This window comes from Acetobacter senegalensis (genome assembly GCF_001499615.1).
Taxonomy (GTDB): Bacteria; Pseudomonadota; Alphaproteobacteria; order Acetobacterales; family Acetobacteraceae; genus Acetobacter; species Acetobacter senegalensis.
In genome coordinates this window covers 1810001-1827437 of record NZ_LN606600.1, presented here as the reverse complement: position 1 = coordinate 1827437, position 17437 = coordinate 1810001, and the positions used below count along the sequence as shown (strand labels likewise).

General features: G+C 54.3%; 16 protein-coding genes, 1 tRNA gene and 2 rRNA genes (1 of these 19 only partly in view). 10 read left to right on the top strand and 9 right to left on the bottom strand.

The features are described from left to right. The first annotated feature begins 186 nt into the window (after positions 1-186). Positions 187-2223, top strand: a complete 2037-nt coding sequence (locus ASN_RS08295; RefSeq protein ID WP_058987878.1) for an FUSC family protein — start codon at positions 187-189, stop codon at positions 2221-2223. Between the two features lie 254 nt (positions 2224-2477). On the opposite strand, the gene ASN_RS08290 is transcribed toward ASN_RS08295, so the two are convergent. Then, positions 2478-2681: a hypothetical protein gene (locus ASN_RS08290; RefSeq protein WP_006558805.1), complete on the bottom strand. Its 204-nt coding sequence runs from the start codon at positions 2679-2681 to the stop codon at positions 2478-2480. A 507-nt stretch (positions 2682-3188) separates the two neighbouring features. On the opposite strand from ASN_RS08290, the gene ASN_RS08285 reads away from it, so the two are divergent. Together ASN_RS08285 and ASN_RS08280 are read left to right on the top strand one after the other, a co-directional pair. Then, positions 3189-3869, top strand: coding sequence for an RBBP9/YdeN family alpha/beta hydrolase (locus ASN_RS08285; protein WP_231948442.1), 681 nt, complete (start codon positions 3189-3191; stop codon positions 3867-3869). A gap of 71 nt (positions 3870-3940) precedes the next feature. Continuing rightward, complete coding sequence (locus ASN_RS08280; protein WP_058987877.1) at positions 3941-4720, top strand: tetratricopeptide repeat protein; 780 nt, start codon at positions 3941-3943, stop codon at positions 4718-4720. Positions 4721-4898: 178 nt separating this feature from the next. Here ASN_RS08280 and ASN_RS08275 read toward each other — a convergent pair whose 3' ends face one another. Beyond that, entirely contained in the window at positions 4899-5585 is a 687-nt protein-coding gene (locus tag ASN_RS08275) for a Fe2+-dependent dioxygenase (RefSeq protein ID WP_058989236.1), read from the bottom strand. A 309-nt stretch (positions 5586-5894) separates the two neighbouring features. Here ASN_RS08275 and bfr point away from each other — a divergent pair, with 309 nt between their 5' ends. Beyond that, on the top strand, positions 5895-6383 hold the full coding sequence (bfr, locus tag ASN_RS08270) for a bacterioferritin (RefSeq protein ID WP_061470637.1): 489 nt from the start codon (positions 5895-5897) through the stop codon (positions 6381-6383). Between the two features lie 55 nt (positions 6384-6438). On the opposite strand, the gene ASN_RS08265 is transcribed toward bfr, so the two are convergent. Then, entirely contained in the window at positions 6439-6798 is a 360-nt protein-coding gene (locus tag ASN_RS08265; RefSeq protein WP_058987876.1) for an ArsC family reductase, read from the bottom strand. A gap of 209 nt (positions 6799-7007) precedes the next feature. Here ASN_RS08265 and ASN_RS18680 point away from each other — a divergent pair, with 209 nt between their 5' ends. The 6 genes from ASN_RS18680 to ASN_RS08240 all read left to right on the top strand — a co-directional run bounded on the left by ASN_RS18680 (position 7008) and on the right by ASN_RS08240 (position 12741). After that, positions 7008-7319 carry a YtcA family lipoprotein gene (locus ASN_RS18680; RefSeq protein WP_081473570.1) on the top strand — a complete coding sequence of 104 codons (312 nt, stop codon included), beginning with the start codon at positions 7008-7010 and terminating at the stop codon, positions 7317-7319. A 3-nt stretch (positions 7320-7322) separates the two neighbouring features. Further along, complete coding sequence (mdtN, locus tag ASN_RS08255) at positions 7323-8372, top strand: multidrug transporter subunit MdtN (protein WP_058987874.1); 1050 nt, start codon at positions 7323-7325, stop codon at positions 8370-8372. Further along, positions 8353-10029 carry an FUSC family protein gene (locus ASN_RS08250; RefSeq protein ID WP_082666625.1) on the top strand — a complete coding sequence of 559 codons (1677 nt, stop codon included), beginning with the start codon at positions 8353-8355 and terminating at the stop codon, positions 10027-10029. The genes mdtN and ASN_RS08250 overlap by 20 nt, the downstream gene beginning before the upstream one ends. Then, positions 9999-10130, top strand: a complete 132-nt coding sequence (locus ASN_RS20425; protein ID WP_269148871.1) for a hypothetical protein — start codon at positions 9999-10001, stop codon at positions 10128-10130. The genes ASN_RS08250 and ASN_RS20425 overlap by 31 nt, the downstream gene beginning before the upstream one ends. Continuing rightward, entirely contained in the window at positions 10127-11746 is a 1620-nt protein-coding gene (locus ASN_RS08245) for a TolC family protein (protein ID WP_058987873.1), read from the top strand. Before ASN_RS20425 ends, ASN_RS08245 begins: the two co-directional genes overlap by 4 nt. A 392-nt stretch (positions 11747-12138) precedes the next feature. Beyond that, on the top strand, positions 12139-12741 hold the full coding sequence (locus ASN_RS08240) for a glutathione S-transferase family protein (RefSeq protein ID WP_058987872.1): 603 nt from the start codon (positions 12139-12141) through the stop codon (positions 12739-12741). On the opposite strand, the gene ASN_RS08235 is transcribed toward ASN_RS08240, so the two are convergent. The 6 genes from ASN_RS08235 to ASN_RS08210 all read right to left on the bottom strand — a co-directional run. Then, the gene (locus tag ASN_RS08235) at positions 12742-13323 is read right to left on the bottom strand and encodes a DNA-3-methyladenine glycosylase I (RefSeq protein ID WP_058987871.1); all 582 of its coding nucleotides are present in this window, start codon (positions 13321-13323) and stop codon (positions 12742-12744) included. A gap of 58 nt (positions 13324-13381) precedes the next feature. Continuing rightward, positions 13382-13582: a hypothetical protein gene (locus ASN_RS08230; RefSeq protein ID WP_058987870.1), complete on the bottom strand. Its 201-nt coding sequence runs from the start codon at positions 13580-13582 to the stop codon at positions 13382-13384. 215 nt (positions 13583-13797) lie between these two features. Then, positions 13798-14871 (bottom strand): PepSY-associated TM helix domain-containing protein, encoded by a 1074-nt coding sequence (locus tag ASN_RS08225; protein ID WP_058989235.1) that lies wholly within the window; start codon positions 14869-14871, stop codon positions 13798-13800. 468 nt (positions 14872-15339) lie between these two features. Beyond that, a tRNA-Met gene (locus ASN_RS08220) sits at positions 15340-15416 on the bottom strand. A gap of 29 nt (positions 15417-15445) precedes the next feature. Next, a 5S ribosomal RNA gene (rrf, locus tag ASN_RS08215) occupies positions 15446-15561 on the bottom strand. Between the two features lie 111 nt (positions 15562-15672). Then, positions 15673-17437: ribosomal RNA gene (locus tag ASN_RS08210) — 23S ribosomal RNA — on the bottom strand; it runs 976 nt beyond the window's last position.

Genomic DNA, 17437 nt, shown 5'->3' with positions numbered 1-17437 from the left:
GCCTCAGGTTGTGCGCAGGATTTGAATGCACACCCCCTGTTAGCTGTGCAATGCTCTCCAGAACGGATCACCGTTCTGTTCATTCAATACACATAAACTGACCTGCTTTTTATATCCTCTTCACATTCCATTCTTCACTCCAGACGACACTGCCCCCTTTTGCCCCAGAATTGACTGCCCCCGCCGATGAAAAAAAATCTGTCTTTTGCTCTGTCCCGTAAACACCCTGTACTGCATGCAATTTCCGGCAGTATCATGCCATCTGCATTGGCGCATTGGCTTGGTGTACGCGCCATTGCCATTGCACCGGAACAGATTGCCATACGGGAAGGGTTACGAGCAGGCGTGGCCGTTGGCACCGTGATGATTCTGGCACTGCATCTGGGTATGCCGCTCATGGCGTGGTCTGCTTTTGCCGCGTTCTGGACGTGCCTGGTTGATCCCGGTGGGCTTCTACGCCCACGCCTTAAAACCATGCTTACCTTCGCGGCGGCGGGTACGGTCATAACCGGGGTGATCTCGGCTGCTGCAGGATATGGCACTCTCCCTGCCTTTATTGGCGTTGGTCTGTGTTCCTTCCTGTGTGGGCTGGCCCGCATGAAGGGAGCCATCGCTACGCAGATCAGTGTCCTCGCCGCCATTGTCGGGGTTGTGGCTGTCTGTTACCCGCAAACCCCTATTGGGGCTTTGCATCTTTCCGGTTTGTTCATTCTGGGGGCTGCATGGGCAACCTGTATCTGCATGCTGGCATGGCCGGTAGACCCCTATGCACCGCAGCGTCAGGCCTGCGCCGCCATTTTTCGGGAACAGGCACGGATGACCCGCCGCCTGCTTGAATTTGCACAGCCCGCCGAGCCGGAAAGCCTGATGCACCAGAATGCCATCAGCGCTTACCGCCGGGATATTCGCAGCCGTATTGAACAGACACGCGCCAAAATAGAAGTGCTCTCCGCCAGCACACTAACCAGCCGCACCCGCAAAACCCTTTTGCCAGCAGTAGAAGCCGCCGACCGTATTTTTATTGCGGTTATGGCATTTGAACACGCCATGCTCTCTGGCTCACCCGCCCCTACACCTCTGGCGCGCCGCACCATCCGCCTGCTGGCGACCACCTTGCAACGCGTTGGCAGGGAAATTCTTTCCACCAAACCACGCCCGGAAGCCCTGCAAAGACAAATCCGTTTTCTGAAACTGGTGGGAGAACGGGAGGACGATCTTTTTGCCAAAGGAGCACGTTTATGTGCCAACGCCCTTTCTGATCTTCAGGCAGCATGGCAGACGCCAACTGCGGCCCCTCAGCAAGCCCGTCCTGTCGCGGCAAGCGCACCCGTACGCCCTGCGCCGCCAAACCGCCTGTTTCTGCGCCATGCCGCACGCCTTTCCGTTGCGGTTATGGTGGCCTACGCTATCTCTCTGAAACTGGATCTGTCTTACGCTTACTGGGCCATGATGGCGGTCGTGGTGGTGACACAGCCGCAGGTTAACACCACTCTGCCGCGTACCATTGAACGCGTGGCGGGCAGCATTGCCGGGGGGCTTCTAGCCGCCATTATGGGCGTATTGCTCCCCATGTGGGGCATTCTGTTGCTGGTGTTTCCGCTGGCAGCCGCCACAATTGCCCTGCGCAGCGTGAACTACACCCTTTGCGTGATGTTCATGACGCAGCTTTTTGTTCTGGTGACTGATCTTGTCAGCCCTGCTTTGGGTTGGGATGTGGCCCTGGCCCGTTCCATCAATAACATTATTGGCAGTCTGGTTGGCTTGGCCGCCTGCCTGCTCCTGTGGCCAGAACGGCGTAGCCCGCCCCTGGCAACGCTGATTACGGCCGCTTTTAAAGCCAACATGCAGTATGCGGCTCTGGCCACCAATCCCCAGCCGGTGGACTGGAGCACCATTGAACACGCCCGCAGAAAAGCAGGAACCACCAGCACCCAAGCGGAAATTCAGTATCAGCAGGCGCGCGTGGAAGGTCTACGTCGGGCAGAATACCTGAACAGGAGTGGAGAAATTCTGTTTCTGCTCCGCAAAATGGCCGGAGCCGCCAGCGTATGGTGGCTGGAACAAACCACTCCGCCGTCCGCCACTGCCCTTCAAAGGGCAGACCTTTACGCCCGATTGGACAAGGAGCTTTCCACATCATCACAAGAAGGAACGCCTGAGAACAACATGACGCTGGACGCTATTCTTGAACAGCTTCGGTGTCTGGATCTGGAAATATTCTAAAAAATGCGCCAGTGATCAGAATAAATAACTGGTGCGGGAGCTTTTGAAAACAGCCCCGTGGCTGTGACGACAAGCGGTCTCGCTGAAGGGAAAACCGCCGCGTTCAAACACCATAAGCGCCGAACCGAGAACAGGTGTTTCAACCAGCCGCTAAAGCGTTGCTCCTGCCCCGGCAGGAATGCGACCCATAAAAAAACTGCGGCCCAGCAAGACCGCAGCTTCTCCTTCACATAAGCAATCTGACATCTCGGATATCAGGCCGCCAGATGCTCAATGCGGCTTTTGCGAAACTGCGAGGCCACAAGCTGCGCCATAACGGCAAGATCGGGCTTTACCGCATTATGCAGGGCGCGCACGCTTTCATGCGCTGCGTAGAAACGCCGCCCGCCAAGCCCTTTGACCTGAATGGCCGTGCCCAGAAAAATTCCGTCTATTTCAATAATCTTTGAGTCCAACATAATGACTTACCCTCGAACACAAGGCTTATAAAAAGCCGTATCCGCCGGCAGTCTCACTACCGGCAATTTTTAGAACGCATGCTCAGATGCGCCACAACACCACATTCGGTATTGGCAACATCGATTGGCACGCATCTTGATCTCCACCATGAAAGCGCTCCTTTCATTAGCGTCCGGCCCTGCTGCCGGAACCACGCCACAATGAGCGGTTAAAGCGGGGCTGTCAATATTTAAAAACGATTCCATTTCGTGTTTAAATTTCACGCAAGCCAGATGCGCCGTTGAATTATTTTATCGTTTGTTTTCAATGCGATAATCTTTCCAACTCAAGAAAAACGAGACTAAATTTCTCGTCCGCGTGGGGTGGATTTCTACCAAAATCCTCTTCCAATGCAATTTTTAACTTATATTTTTCGTTTTTATAATGTATCACCAAAAAATATCGTGTCTTATGGTGATCCAAACCCAGCCCCCGGGTCTGACCATAGGGAAGAGGAGTTCTGTCTGATGCCAACATCTCTGCGTCATTCCACTGTTCATTCCCAGACTCCAGATTTTCTGGCGACAACCCCACGGCTCTCGCCCGCGCTGATACGCGCCCTTTCTCCTTTTGATCTGCTGATAGTACCCGGCCTGTTTGGGTCCGATGACGACCACTGGCAGTCCATCTGGGAAGATGTGTTCCGGGGGCATGGCCTTTCCATAAAACGTGTAGAGCAGGATGACTGGTCCCACCCCACACGCACAGACTGGCAAACCAGACTGGAACAGACTCTTCAGGCAAGCCGTCGTCCCGTATTGTTGATTGGGCACAGTCTTGGGGCCATCCTGAGCGTTCATCATGGGGCTACCCACCCCACATCCGCCGTGGCTGGCGCTCTTCTGGTTGCTCCGGCAGATGGAGAAGAAAGCACAGGGCCGGATGCCGCCCGCCTTGCGTCCTTCCTGCCGTTGCCAGATAAGCGCCTGCCGTTTCCAAGCACCGTCATTTTCAGCCAGAATGATCCGTGGCTGGCCCCGGCACGTGCGCATCATCTGGCAAAAAAGTGGGGCGCTTCCCTGCTTGATGCCGGATATGTCGGCCATATTGGAAACAACTCGGGCGTGGACCACTGGCCGTTAGGGCTGAACGCGCTTCATTCTCTGGCGCTGACATGCCACGCGGGGCAGATGCCCGCCCACGCCTGATTGCTGAGACCATCACCATTCGTTAATAATAATCCTTCTCATATAAAGCACATGAGACGGGATAAGGCGCAGTGGCGAAAAACGTGGTCCGAAAACTGTTTGGAAAGCGTGAAAAGGCTCAGCCCCTTCCGCCGCCCCCGTTGCCAGATGCCATTGAGGCCATTCGGCAAAAAGCCTTACGCGGCTATCATCTGGAACAGGTGCTGTGGGGCCAAACCCTGCTGGACAGCATTTATGTGCCCCGAGATCCGCACCAGGCGCTGATATGGTTCACCATGGCCGCCAACGCAGGGTATGGCCCCGCCCACAACATGCTGGGTCGCTGCGCCCATTTTGGCTGGGGATGTGAAAAAAACCTGCAAAAAGCAGCCCAACATTATGAAGCCGCTGCTGCATTAGGGGATGAATGGGGCCGGTATAATCTGGGCATTCTGACCATGCGCGGCATAGGCATGCCGCAGAACCTGAAGCGTGCGCTTCATCTCTTTCAGACAGCGGCGCAGAATGGTCACGCCAAATCCATGAATATTCTGGCCCGTTTTCTGGAAGAAGGCTGGGAAATTCCACAGGACCGGCAAGCAGCACTGGCATGGTACAAGCGCTCGGCGGAAGGTGGGGATTATCGCGGCCAGCACAATTACGCCACGGCGCTGGCGGAAGTAGGCAAAACGGAAGAAGCCCTGCACTGGTGGGCACAGGCACTGCCGGATGCCACCTCCGATATTCTCCTGGCCATGAACCGCTCCCTGACCCGGCTGGGGCCAGAAAAAGCGCCTGAACTCTACGCAGCCTTGCAGGAACGGCTTCAATCCCTCCCGCAACCGGAAGACCAAGCAACCAAGCCTGTCTGATCCGTTAGCGAAGGTTAAAAACCTGACGTGAAGGACGAAGCGAAGAATTTCCGAGTCTGAAAAAGTAAATATGTAAAACGAGGCACAGAAGGCGATATGCTGGCACCAGCAAGAGCATTCAGCCTAAAAGACCCACCACGCCAGCCTGACAGGTTTTTCAAGCGGTCTTTAGGGTGAATCAGAGATCACACCACTGGCGCATCAGGTTGTGATAGCAATTGACCAGTTGCAGCACCGCAGGATCATGATCAGAGAGCCGGGTCCGTAGATCCATGACGGCCTGATCCAGATCATACAGCACGCGCCGGCGGCTCTCCTCCCGCACCATGGACTGGGTCCAGAAAAATGAGGCCCACCGGCTGCCACGTGTTACCGGAGCAACGCTATGCAACACAGTGGTATCGTAAACAATCATATCCCCTGCGGGCAGCTTGATTTCCTGCACCCCGGCTTCATCATAAATGCAGAGTTCTCCCCCATCATAATCTTCCGGGTGGCTGAGAAAGAGTGTGCAGGACACATCTGTCCGCACGCGCATGCCGCCGGAATCTGGGATAGGCCGCACGGCGTTATCCACATGCGCGCCGAACTCCATGCCTGCATCATATCGGTTGAAAAGGGGCGGCACGACGCGAAACGGCACCACCGCACTATTAAAGACACGATTCCGCCCAAGTGCGCGCAACACCAGTTCTGCCAGTTCACGATGCTGCGGATGGTTCAGTGGCAGTTGCAGGTTATGTTTGGCCTTGGCCGATTGCTGCCCAGCGGTTGCTTTTCCGTCCTGCCAGTCCGCCTTTTCCAGAACGGAGCGACAACGCGCCAGTTCTTCAGGGGTAAGAACATCGGGAATATGCAGCATCATGATGTTTTGGTCCGACAATAAAAAACCGGGTTTCCCCGCCTGACATCCAACAGACGCCACCCGGTTTTTGTAAGCCGCCGCCTCACAAAGCTCAAGATGATCAAGTGTTTACGAGATCAGATGCAAACGCATTGCAAGAACCGTTGACAGCGCAGTTAATAATCACTCGAAAAACGGGCGCAACGCGATGTTGATAGTAAGAATTAGTTCCCATAAAATATTGATATATAACCACTTTTTTATTTGCATCCTGTTTTGCACTCAGCTAGACAGCAAACTGTATTTCCTCCCACACCAGCAAAGAGACAGATCATGGTTAAAGACCCAAAAGTTATTGAACACCTGAACACGCAGCTGACAAACGAGCTGACGGCCATCAACCAGTACTTCCTGCATGCCCGCACCCTGCGCCACTGGGGCGTAACCCTTCTGGGCAAAAAGGAATATGAAGAATCCATTGAAGAAATGCGTCATGCTGACTGGCTGATCGAACGCATTCTGTATCTGGGTGGCCTGCCCAACGTGCAGCGTCTGAACACCATCCTGATTGGTCAGGATGTAAAAGAAATTCTGGAATGCGATCTGAAGCTGGAAGAAAAGGCCATGGCCGACCTGCGGGAAGGCATTGCCTATTGTGAAAGCGTGCGTGACTTCGTCTCCCGTGACCTTCTGCTGAAGATCCTTGAAAATGAAGAAGAACACGAAGACTTCCTTGATCGCCAGTTCGACCTCATCAAGCAGATTGGCGTTGAGCGTTACATTCAGCTCAACTCTGCTGCTGCTCCTGATCAGGAATAAGCCGTCTTCTGCAGCCTCCCTATCCGTGGGAGGCTGCATGTCCGGCCAGTTGTCCTCATGCCTTTGAGAAGAAATTCTCGTAGGCGTCTGGCTTGAAACCCACTTCCAGAGCATCCCCTGCCGCAAGCACGGGGCGTTTGATCATGGATGGCTGAGCCACCATTAGGGCCACGGCCCGCTCCTCCGTCAGATTGGTTGTGTCGGCTTCCGGCAGCTTTCTGAACGTTGTGCCTGCCTTGTTCAGCAGCTTTTCCCATCCAACCTGTTTGATCCATTTCCGCAGATGAACCGCGTCAATTCCCTGACTTTTATAATCATGGAAGACGTACGCAATACCGTGCTCATCCAGCCACGCACGGGCCTTGCGCATGGTGTCACAGCTTTTGATGCCATATAGGGTCACAGACTGCGTCATTCTTGTTCCTTCTCTCCCATACAAAGCAGAACCACCCCTCAGGCGGCTTTTCCGCATGCCGTAACACGGCCTTGCATCATAACCGCGCAGCCAGCCGGATAAAGAGGCCCCCTCTCAGCCAAGCCCGGCAGAACATCCTGCACGTCTTATCTGACGAAAGAAGTGGAACACCGCCGTTACTCAGCGGAACCGAAGCCGCACAACAGGTGATGTTGACAGGCCAGACTCATTCAGACCAATTTGGCAGGATGTTGCGCCCCTCCGCCCGCCATATCGGCTTCTGCGCCACGCCTTTGCTAAGTGGCTGTGCCGCGCAGAGCGCGCCCACCTTTTCCATTTTCGGCGCTTATTTTCCAGATTGGATGCTCTGCGGCATGATTGGCGTAGCGGTGGCTGTTGGGCTGCGTGTGCTGTTTCTGATCAGCGGAATCGATTCTGTCCTGAGCCTGCGCCTTTTTACTTATGTCTCTTTGGGCATTATTGCCGCCTTGCTGGTCTGGCTGATAGCGTTCGGGCCATAGCCCATGAAAAAAGTCTCTCTTTCTCCAACCCGGCCTGTTGGTATTGTCATTGCTGGCATCTGTCTTGCCGGCGCTCTTGCTTTGGCTGTTTATGTGGCTCGGCAGGATAGCGCCTATCCCTCTTCCGACAGTGCGGAACTGGATGCCGAACTGGTTCACATGGCCTCCACCGTCGGGGGGCGGCTGGTTGATTTGCGGGTGCATGTCAATCAGGCCGTAAAAAAGGGGGATGTGCTCTACAGGCTTGACCCTGAACCCTATGAACTGGCGGTACGGCAGGGGGAAGCCAATCTGGCACTGGCCTCGGCCGAGGTGGAAAACCAGCAACGGCTTGTGGCCGTAAAAACAGCCAACGCCGCCGTGGCCAGAAGCCAGACAGAACGCGCTCAGACCAATCATGATCTGGCAGCCCGCACGGTGGAGCGGCTCAAGCCGCTTGCCGGAAAATCCTACATTCCCTGGCAGGAATATGATCAGGCGCGGGTTGCGCTGAACAACGCGTCCGTCTCCCTTTCTCAAAGCCAGCAGCAGGAACAGGCAGCGCAGATTGCCATTGGAGACCTGAAAAGCTCCATTGCCGCCCAGCAGGCAGCACAGGCTGCATTGGATCAGGCCCGCTACGCCTTACGGCAAACCACAGTCATTGCACCCACAGATGGTTACGTAACCAGCCTGCGGGTCAAAGCGGGGGAGATCCTTGCTCCGTCTCAGGTGCTGTTCACGCTGATTGCCAACGATGCCTGGTACGCCACCGCCAATATCCGCGAAATTGCGCTTAAGGCCGTGCAGCCGGGGGCATGCGCCACCGTGTATTCCATGATCGACAAACACACAGCCTTGCGTGGCCATGTGGAAAGTATTGGCTGGGGCGTGCTCTCTGCCGATTCCGCAGGAATTGGGGCTACCCTGCCTTTGGTGCCCCGCCAGATGGATTGGGTGCATGTGGCGCAGCGTTTCCCGGTCAGAATCAAGCTGGAAGCGGCAGACCCCCGCCTGCTCCGTCTGGGAGCCACGGCCACAGTCGAGATCCGCCATGGCGCTGCCTGTCCCTGACACCCTGCATCTGACACTGGCCCGGTTCTGGCGGCTGGTGTGTGACCCCGCTCCCGGCCGGCTGGGCTACAGCCTGCGCATGACGTGCGCCTGCACCGTTGTCATTCTGATATGCGAGATCTGGCAGGTTCCGGAAAGCGCACTCCCGGCGTTTGTCACCCTGGCGCTCTGGCAGAAAGACCGCGTCACGAATGTGGTGGCGGGAATTGCTGTTAATCTTCTGTTCGCGGTTGTGATTTTTCTAATGTTCGGACTGGTGCATCTCACACTGGACCATCCCTTGAATCTGGTTGCCGCCACAGCCCTGCTCTCCCTCGGTTTCTTTTTCCTTGGGTCAGCCAGCAAGCTGAAACCTGTCGCCTACATGCTGGCGCTGATTGTTGTTTACGCCCTGATCGCCATAGATCAGGCACCGATTGGTGAGTTGGCCACCCGTGCCCTGCTCTATGCTGACCTGTTCATTCTCATTCCGGGTGGGGTGATGGTTGTGTTGGGGGCGCTCATCTGCCCCTCCCCCAAAACCCTGTTGACCCAAGCCATTGCCGCACGGTTGCGCCTGAGCGCCCACCTGCTCCAGTATCCCGATGCCCTTGCGCAGGAACAGGCCACCGCCATGCTGCGGGAGGGAGCAGGCACCATGCTGAAATCCCTCAAAATGGCTAAGCTGGAAAAACTCTGGCGCACGCAGGATCTGCAATGCCTGCATCACGCACTTTACAGCAGCGTTGCCACACTGGCTCTGGCCCATGCCGCAAGCCGTGAAACCACTCCCCTACAGCCTCAACCTTCCCTTATTCAAACCCTTTCTGAGATGGCAGCCATTTTTGAAAAAGGTGATTATCCTACAGATATCACCATGCCCGTTGTGTTCGGCGCCTCTCCGGCTGTGCACTCCCTTGCTTCCCTGCTTTCAACGTTCACAACACCGCCTCAGTCAAACAAACCGCAAGCGGCTGAGAAAGACGAAAGCGGGCCATCCGGTTTTTTCTTCCCTGATGCCTTTACCAACCCAGAACATGTGCGCTTTGCCGTAAAGGGCACCGCTGCCGTCATGCTCTGCTATTTCCTGTTCAAGGTTCTGGCGTGGCCAGGCATCCATACCTGCGTCATCACCTGTTTCATTGTGGCGCTCCCCACAATGGGAGAAATGATCTCCAAACTCACGCTCCGTATTTCAGGCGCACTGGTGGGGGGAGCCATGGGGATTGGCTCTCTTATTGTCCTGATGCCTCATTTGCAAAACAGCGCGGCTTTTCTGGCCATGATGGCCGTTGGCTCGCTTCTGGCCTGCTGGATCAAAACGGGTGATGAACGCATTGCATATGCCGGATTGCAAATAGGGCTGGCTTTTTTCCTCTCTGATCTGAAAGGATACGGCCCCACCACGGATATGACCACGGCCCGAGACCGTATTATCGGGATTCTTCTTGGCAATTTCCTGACCTATGCGGTTTTCACCAGCATCTGGCCCACCAGCGCCTACGATAAAATCAAGGATACGTTGAAGACCGTTTTGCACGCTCTTCATGCTCTCTGTTCCGCCACCACTCCAGCAGAGCAACTTGTGCATGCCGCAGCCGCTCAGGCCGCCCTTGGCACCGCAGAGCGGACCATATGCGGGCGGACATGCCCCATCTGCAATCCTACCACTCCATGACACAGGATGCAGCCGTACTGGCAGAAGACGCCTTGATCCCAGCCCTCCACTCCGATACCGCTCATCAGGTTACTCGGCTTGAGCAGGGACTGCTGAAATGATGCATTTTTCCAGATTCTGTGTCCCGCTCTGTGGAACTATCACCCTCCTTCTTCTGTGTGGCTGCGCCACTGAGGCCCTTGAAACTGCTCCTGAACGGCCAGACACCCCATGGCAGCCCAATGTTTCAGAAAAAGGTGAACTGCTGCCCGGCAAAAACCGGGCAGGCCGTGGGTTGAACCTTCCCGCAGGTTTCACGCTGCCAGCCAATCAGACCATAAGCCCCCGCGCGCCGGACGCCGAGATCAGCAGTTCCCATCCCTATTCTCTGGCAGAACTGCTCGACATTGCGCAGTCGAGCAACCCTACGACCCGTATTGCATGGAACACGGCTCGGGACGCTGCACTGGCCGTGGGCATTACGCGCACCGCTTATCTGCCCCACCTGAGTGCCACGGTTGTCGGCGGTTATACGCACCAGCATAACAATGGTGGCAATCCAAGCCTGAGCAATGCGGGGCAGATTGGCGCTGATGCCAATGCCCTTATCAATCAGGCGGAAGGTTTGACAGATGGCGTCAGGAACCGGAATTCCGGTTCTGGCGAGGTTCAGACCCTAAGTATGGAATGGCTACTGTTTGATTTTGGAAAGCGGGAAGCCATTATCAATGCCGCCAAGCAGGCACAGCTTGCCAACAACATTCTCTTCACAGCCGCGCATCAGAAAGTAATTTATGAAGTCACTCTGGCGTTTTACACGCATGCCGCAGCCGCCGCGCGCGTGGGGCTTGTGCAGCAGGCTGTAAACAACGCCCACGCTGTAGAAGCCGCTGCCGAAATGCGCCTGAAGCAGGGGCAAGGTACCATTGTTGACGTCACACAGGCCCGACAGATGACCGCCCAGGCTGAACTTCAGTTGGTACAAGCCCAGAATGCGGCGGAAAATACCTATCTGGAGCTTATGACCGCCATGGGGATTTCCCCAAACACCCGCCTGCAAACCAGTGATATTTCCAACCGTCCGCTAACAATGGCAGACGCGCGGCTGACAGAAGACATGGTGCGTCAGGCCGTGGCCCAAAGGCCAGATGTGCTGGCGGCCTATGCATCTGCCAAAGCCTCACAAAATCGGATAGCCGCAGCAAAGGCTGAATTTTTGCCAAAGGTTTTTGTCTCCGGCAATGTTGCATACACAACAGGCAGACTGGCTCTTTCTTCCGTGCCCGGCGTTGGATCTGATTCCTCCCCCACCCTGAATCTGTCCACCAACAATTTCAGCAGCCTTATTCTTGGCGGTATTACCGTCCCTGTGTTTGATGGAGGTATGCGGGCTGCGGTTCTGAAGCAGGTAAAAAATCAGGCGGATAGTGCGCAGGCTCTTTTACGCAAAACTGTTGATGAATCGGTTAAACAGATCATTGTGGCTGAAAACGGCGTGCATGCCAGTCTGAGCGCCTACACAGCTGCCACCAAACTCCAGACAGCATCCCAGACCGCATTTGATGCCGCTTTTGCCGCATACCGCAACGGTGTTGGGTCCATCACACAAGCCACCATGGCCCAAAGCGGCCTACTGAGTGCTCAGCTTGGCAAATCAGACGCCTATTACGCTTCCCTGATTGCTGCATCCAGCCTGGCCTTTGCCACAGGCTCCATCCAGACAGCCGCACCTGAGTGATACGTCACATAAGAGAAGCTCACCCTTATTCCGTGCTTTGACAAACATCCGTTCAAAGCCTCGTGTCATTTTACCACGCGCTTTTCAAGGTTCGCCAATCAGCAGCCAAAGATGTCAGACGATATTCCATAACTGTTTAAGAAATATAGGTTTTTTATAACCCCTAAAACGTCTTTCCTTTGGCAAAGTCTGGCATCTAAAGCAAAGAGACGTTGGCCCGATGCGAAAGAAACGGTACAACCTGTGTCGCGTCTTTTCAGAAACAACAGCCGTGCCTCTAACCGATCCGTGTTAGTGTTTCATCCTTCAAACGAAGACCGTTCCGGAAGTGTCACTCGTCAAAATCCCAAAACACAGGAATAATCGCAACACCCCAACGGAGACCCAACCCAATGATCGTTTTATATGGCACGCCACTTTCCGGCCATGTGCATCGCGTCCGCCTGCTGCTTTCCATGCTGAAGCTGACATACCAGTTTGAAACAGTAACAGGCCGCACACCTGAACTGTTACGCATGAACCCGTTGGGGCAGGTTCCTGTTCTAAAAGATGATGATATTATTTTGGCAGATAGCAATGCTATCATGATTTATCTGATCAAGAGATATGGAGTCAACTCTCCGCTTCTGCCACAAGACCCTGTTGACGCCGCGCATGTGCAGCGGTGGCTTTCCATTGCCGCAGGCGAACTTCGCCAAGGCCCGGCTGCGGCCCGCATGGTCAGCCTGTTCAATAAGAAAAATGAACCCGCTGATGCAAAAGAACGGGCTCACTCCTTATTTGCGATCATGAATACGCATTTGGAGAAACAGGCATTTCTTGCCACATCTTACCCCACACTGGCTGATCTTGCGTGTTACGCTTACACGGCCCGTGCGCCAGAAGGTGGAATTTCTTTGGAAAACTATCCCCATATTGAGGCATGGTTGAAAAGAATCGAAGCATTACCCGATTTTGTGCCAATGCCATGGACAAAGGATCTTAGCGCCGCCTGATCACCCTGCTTCACAGTGTTTGTACCGGAAGCACGTTGGGTCGTGGTCATCGACCATGCCGACAGCCTGCATCCAGGCATAAACAATAACAGGCCCCACAAACTTGAAACCCCGCTCTTTCAAGGCCTTTGAAAGAGCGACCGAGTGAGGAGACTGGGTCAGCACCTGGCCGGTGGTGTTTCGTATGGGAGCATCAGGCACCATTCCCCATGTGAAGGAGGCAAAATCCTCACCACGTGCCTGCATGGCCAGATACGCCCGCGCATTGCCAATCGTAGCTTCAATCTTGGCGCGCGCGCGAATAATACCGGCATCCGCCATCAGGCGCTCTACATCGTGGCTATCAAACAGAGCCACCTGTTCAGGGTCAAATTCCGCAAAAGCCTTACGAAAGCCCTCTCGCCGCCGCAAGACTGTCAGCCATGAAAGCCCGGCCTGAAACCCTTCAAGCATAAGCATTTCCCATAGCGCGCGACTATCCTTGACCGGAGCCCCCCATTCTTCATCATGATAGGTCCGTAATAACGGATTTGTCTGAGCCCACTTGCAGCGGGGAAGCGTTTCAGCAACCTGATGTGTCATGCTGTGAGCATACGGCACACAAGCCGCCTTACGCTATCCCTTCCCTTCGCAATCCTTGTCAGCCCTCTTTCAGATTACGTGCCTGCGTCAGGCACGCTGTCCCAAAGAGAGAAGAAGAGACTGTTTTCAAGCCGCCTTCTTTTTTACCGCGCGGGGATGCTGGAGGATCGATATCTTCCCACCCTGACACCAGATCAGAGTGTGTTTCCACATAATTTTTCCAAGCGTGATGCTGGAAAAAATGGAGAAGGCCTGTCATGTCTTCCTCCTACGCATTTTTTATTTTTCTTGAGGGAGGGAGCTTTTTCTAAAAGCTCCTGTGTCCTCTTCTTTAAACACCGTGCAGAGGCATAAGTTTCAGATAATATGGCAAAAACGCCATTTTCTTGCTGTAACCATAGTCCGAAAGACACGATATTTAAAAATACCCTTTAAAAACCCTATCCGTATCAAATTTCGTAAACCTATATTTTATCAGGCTTTTTTCTGTTTTTTAGGCGCTTTCTTGTTTCCACTTCCCCAGAAGGTCGCTATGGCGAATACGCCTAGAATAGCGAGACCAAGACCAGAAAGTGTCATGATTATTCTATAAAAAAGACCACCAATCTTGGCAGCATGAACCGGGAAAATATCATTGAACAGCCGCGCTTGCACAGACATATCCATGGCATCTCGCGCTTCCACCAAACGGCCAGTATCTGCGGCAAACCAGAGCATGGTGCGCCCGTTTGGCAGCCACTCTGCCGGTTGACGCATGCGTAAGGTGATCAGACCACTCTCTTTTCTCGGTAACGCCAGACTTCTGAACTCTGCCTGAGGAAACTGCTGCCGTGCTGTTTCCATCATTGTTACCCAATCCAGATCCTTACCAAGCTTGACGGAAGGGTACGCGGGCGGCTTGAGGCCATGAGCAAGTGCTGCGGTCGTCCCCGGTCCGAATGCTACATTGCTAAGAGGCCGGAACACCATCAAAGCGCCAGTGATAAAAGAGAGAAACAACAAAGGCGCGATGATTACTCCAAGATCACGATGGTGCCGTATGATGGCCGGACGACTCATACGCTTGGGCCATAGCCGGAATTCAAATGTCTGACGGGTCCGCCACCACAAGATGCTGCCCGTTACCACCATGAGAATGCCAATAAAACCGGCTATCCCGACATACGTCTCGCCTTGCGGACGCATGAACAGATAGCGATGCAAACTCACGAGCCATAATTCTGGACGAGACCAGTCGCTTGCCCATGACGCCAGAACATGACCTGCCTGATCTGTATAGGCGCCCCCACCACCGGCATAAGCCAACCGGTCCACTCCCAAAGAAGGAGAGGCAAAGACGACCATCTGCGGATGCTTGCCTTCGGCTTTCATGAAATGCTCAACAAGGTCCCCAACTTGCTGACCACTTTGCACAACCGCATCATGCTTATGCGATACGATTGTCCATGCATCCTTATGAACCAGAAATGCTCCGGAAAGCCCTAAAAGAACAAGCACTATCCCCACCACTGCCCCGACCCAGCGATGAACCAGACTAACCGCCCGCATAAACATCAAATGAACGCCTTGATTATGTTTTTCGCTCTAATCCACTTTTCCAATGATACACACCAAAACACCAATAGTTTTACAGTCTAGATTTTCAATTTTTCACAATTATCGCGTTTTTTTCACATTTCTTACAAATCAGAAACATAAAAACCAATGGAGTTCTTTTAATAAGACATGCCCTCATTTTGAGAGTTCGGCAGCAGAAGCTGGTAATTTTCACTCTTCAAAATGGACAAATTTTGTAGGAACGCCAAGTTTGGCCTATCCCTTACCGCACTGGGCAGGGAGGTCTGGATGATTTACGACAATACGATTTTTGGTGCTGGCACCCAGAATGCCCTTGAGCTTGCTGAGGCCTTGGAGCGAAGCAAAAACTGAGCGCTTCAACGTGCCTCAGCGCGTGCATCTGGAACGCAGAAAGGCCGCCCTAGGGGCGGCTGAGTGTATGATATTGATTATTTCGGCTGGTTGCGGGGGCAGGATTTGAACCTGCGGCCTTCAGGTTATGAGCCTGACGAGCTACCGGGCTGCTCCACCCCGCGTTTGTGGTGATTTTAGGGTGATTTGGAAGACCTGGCGGCGACCGACTTTCCCACGACTTAAGCCGCAGTATCATAGGCGCTGGGGGTTTTCACGGCCGAGTTCGGGATGGGATCGGGTGGATCACTCCCCGCCATGGCCACCAGGTCATCCAAATCACCCTTGAGTTGGGGTGGTGTGGACGGTTGGGTATGATGAAGTATGACGTTTTGCATGGATGATTTCTGTGCACGGGCCGTTCTTTTAAGGGAACGGTAAGAGAGTGAGCCTATTGGGCGATTAGGACCAGTTAGCTACACGCATTACTGCGCTTCCACACCTGGCCTATTGACGTGATGGTCTATCACGGCCCTTGGGGAGACCTAGTTTTGAGGTGGGTTTCCCGCTTAGATGCTTTCAGCGGTTATCCCGTCCACACTTAGCTACCCGGCGGTGCCGCTGGCGCGACAACCGGTGCACCAGAGGTGTGTTCATCCCGGTCCTCTCGTACTAGGGACAAATCCTCTCAAGTCTCCAACATCCACGGCAGATAGGGACCGAACTGTCTCACGACGTTCTAAACCCAGCTCACGTACCACTTTAATCGGCGAACAGCCGAACCCTTGGGACCTGCTCCAGCCCCAGGATGTGATGAGCCGACATCGAGGTGCCAAACCTCCCCGTCGATGTGGACTCTTGGGGGAGATCAGCCTGTTATCCCTAGAGTACCTTTTATCCGTTGAGCGATGGCCCTTCCACGCGGGACCACCGGATCACTATGGCCGACTTTCGTCTCTGCTCGAGCTGTCACTCTCGCAGTCAGGCGGGCTTATGCCATTGCACTCAACAGCCGGTTTCCGACCGGCCTGAGCCCACCATCGCGCGCCTCCGTTACACTTTGGGAGGCGACCGCCCCAGTCAAACTGCCCACCATACAGGGTCCCGGATCAGGCTAACTGACCGCGGTTAGACATCAGAAAAATTCAGGGTGGTATTTCAAGGATGGCTCCACGGGAACTGGCGCCCCCGCTTCAAAGCCTCCCACCTATCCTACACAGAATGTCTCTGATGCCACTGTAAAGCTGCAGTAAAGGTTCATAGGGTCTTTCCGTCTGACCGCGGATACCCCGCATCTTCACGGGGAATTCAATTTCGCTGAGCCGATGCTGGAGACAGCGGGGAAGTCGTTACGCCATTCGTGCAGGTCGGAACTTACCCGACAAGGAATTTCGCTACCTTAGGACCGTTATAGTTACGGCCGCCGTTTACCGGGGCTTCAATTCAGTGCTCTCACACCTCCTCTTAACCTTCCGGCACCGGGCAGGCGTCAGGCCCTATACGTCGTCTTTCGACTTCGCAGAGCCCTGTGTTTTTACTAAACAGTCGCTACCCCCTGGTCTGTGCCACCCGCCAATGGTTGCCCACCAACGGGTCTCGCTTATCCCGAAGTTACACGAGTAATTTGCCTAGTTCCTTCAGCATCGTTCTCTCAAGCGCCTTGGTATTCTCTACCAGTCCACCTGTGTCGGTTTCGGGTACGGTCTATACGCCAGAGCTATTTCCTGGAATGCGCAAAAAGCCAGTCCAATCCATTAAGGACTGACAACATCTTGCATTCGTCACTTCTGACAGGTTCAGGAGTGTTCACCTGATTCCCATCGACTACGGCTTTCGCCCTCGCCTTAGGGGCCGACTAACCCTGCGTGGATTAACCTTGCGCAGGAACCCTTGGACTTTCGGCGACAGTGTTTCTCGCACTGTTTGTCGCTACTCATGTCAGCATTCGCACTTCCGATATCTCCAGAGAGGGTCACCCCGTCTCCTTCACAGACTTACGGAACGCTCCGCTACCGCGCATATCATAGATATGCACCCACAGCTTCGGCACGTGGCTTGAGCCCCGTTACATTTTCGGCGCAGGGTTTCTATTAGACCAGTGAGCTATTACGCTTTCTTTAAAGGATGGCTGCTTCTAAGCCAACCTCCTGGTTGTTTTGGAATCCCCACATCCTTTCCCACTTAGCCACGATTTGGGGGCCTTAGC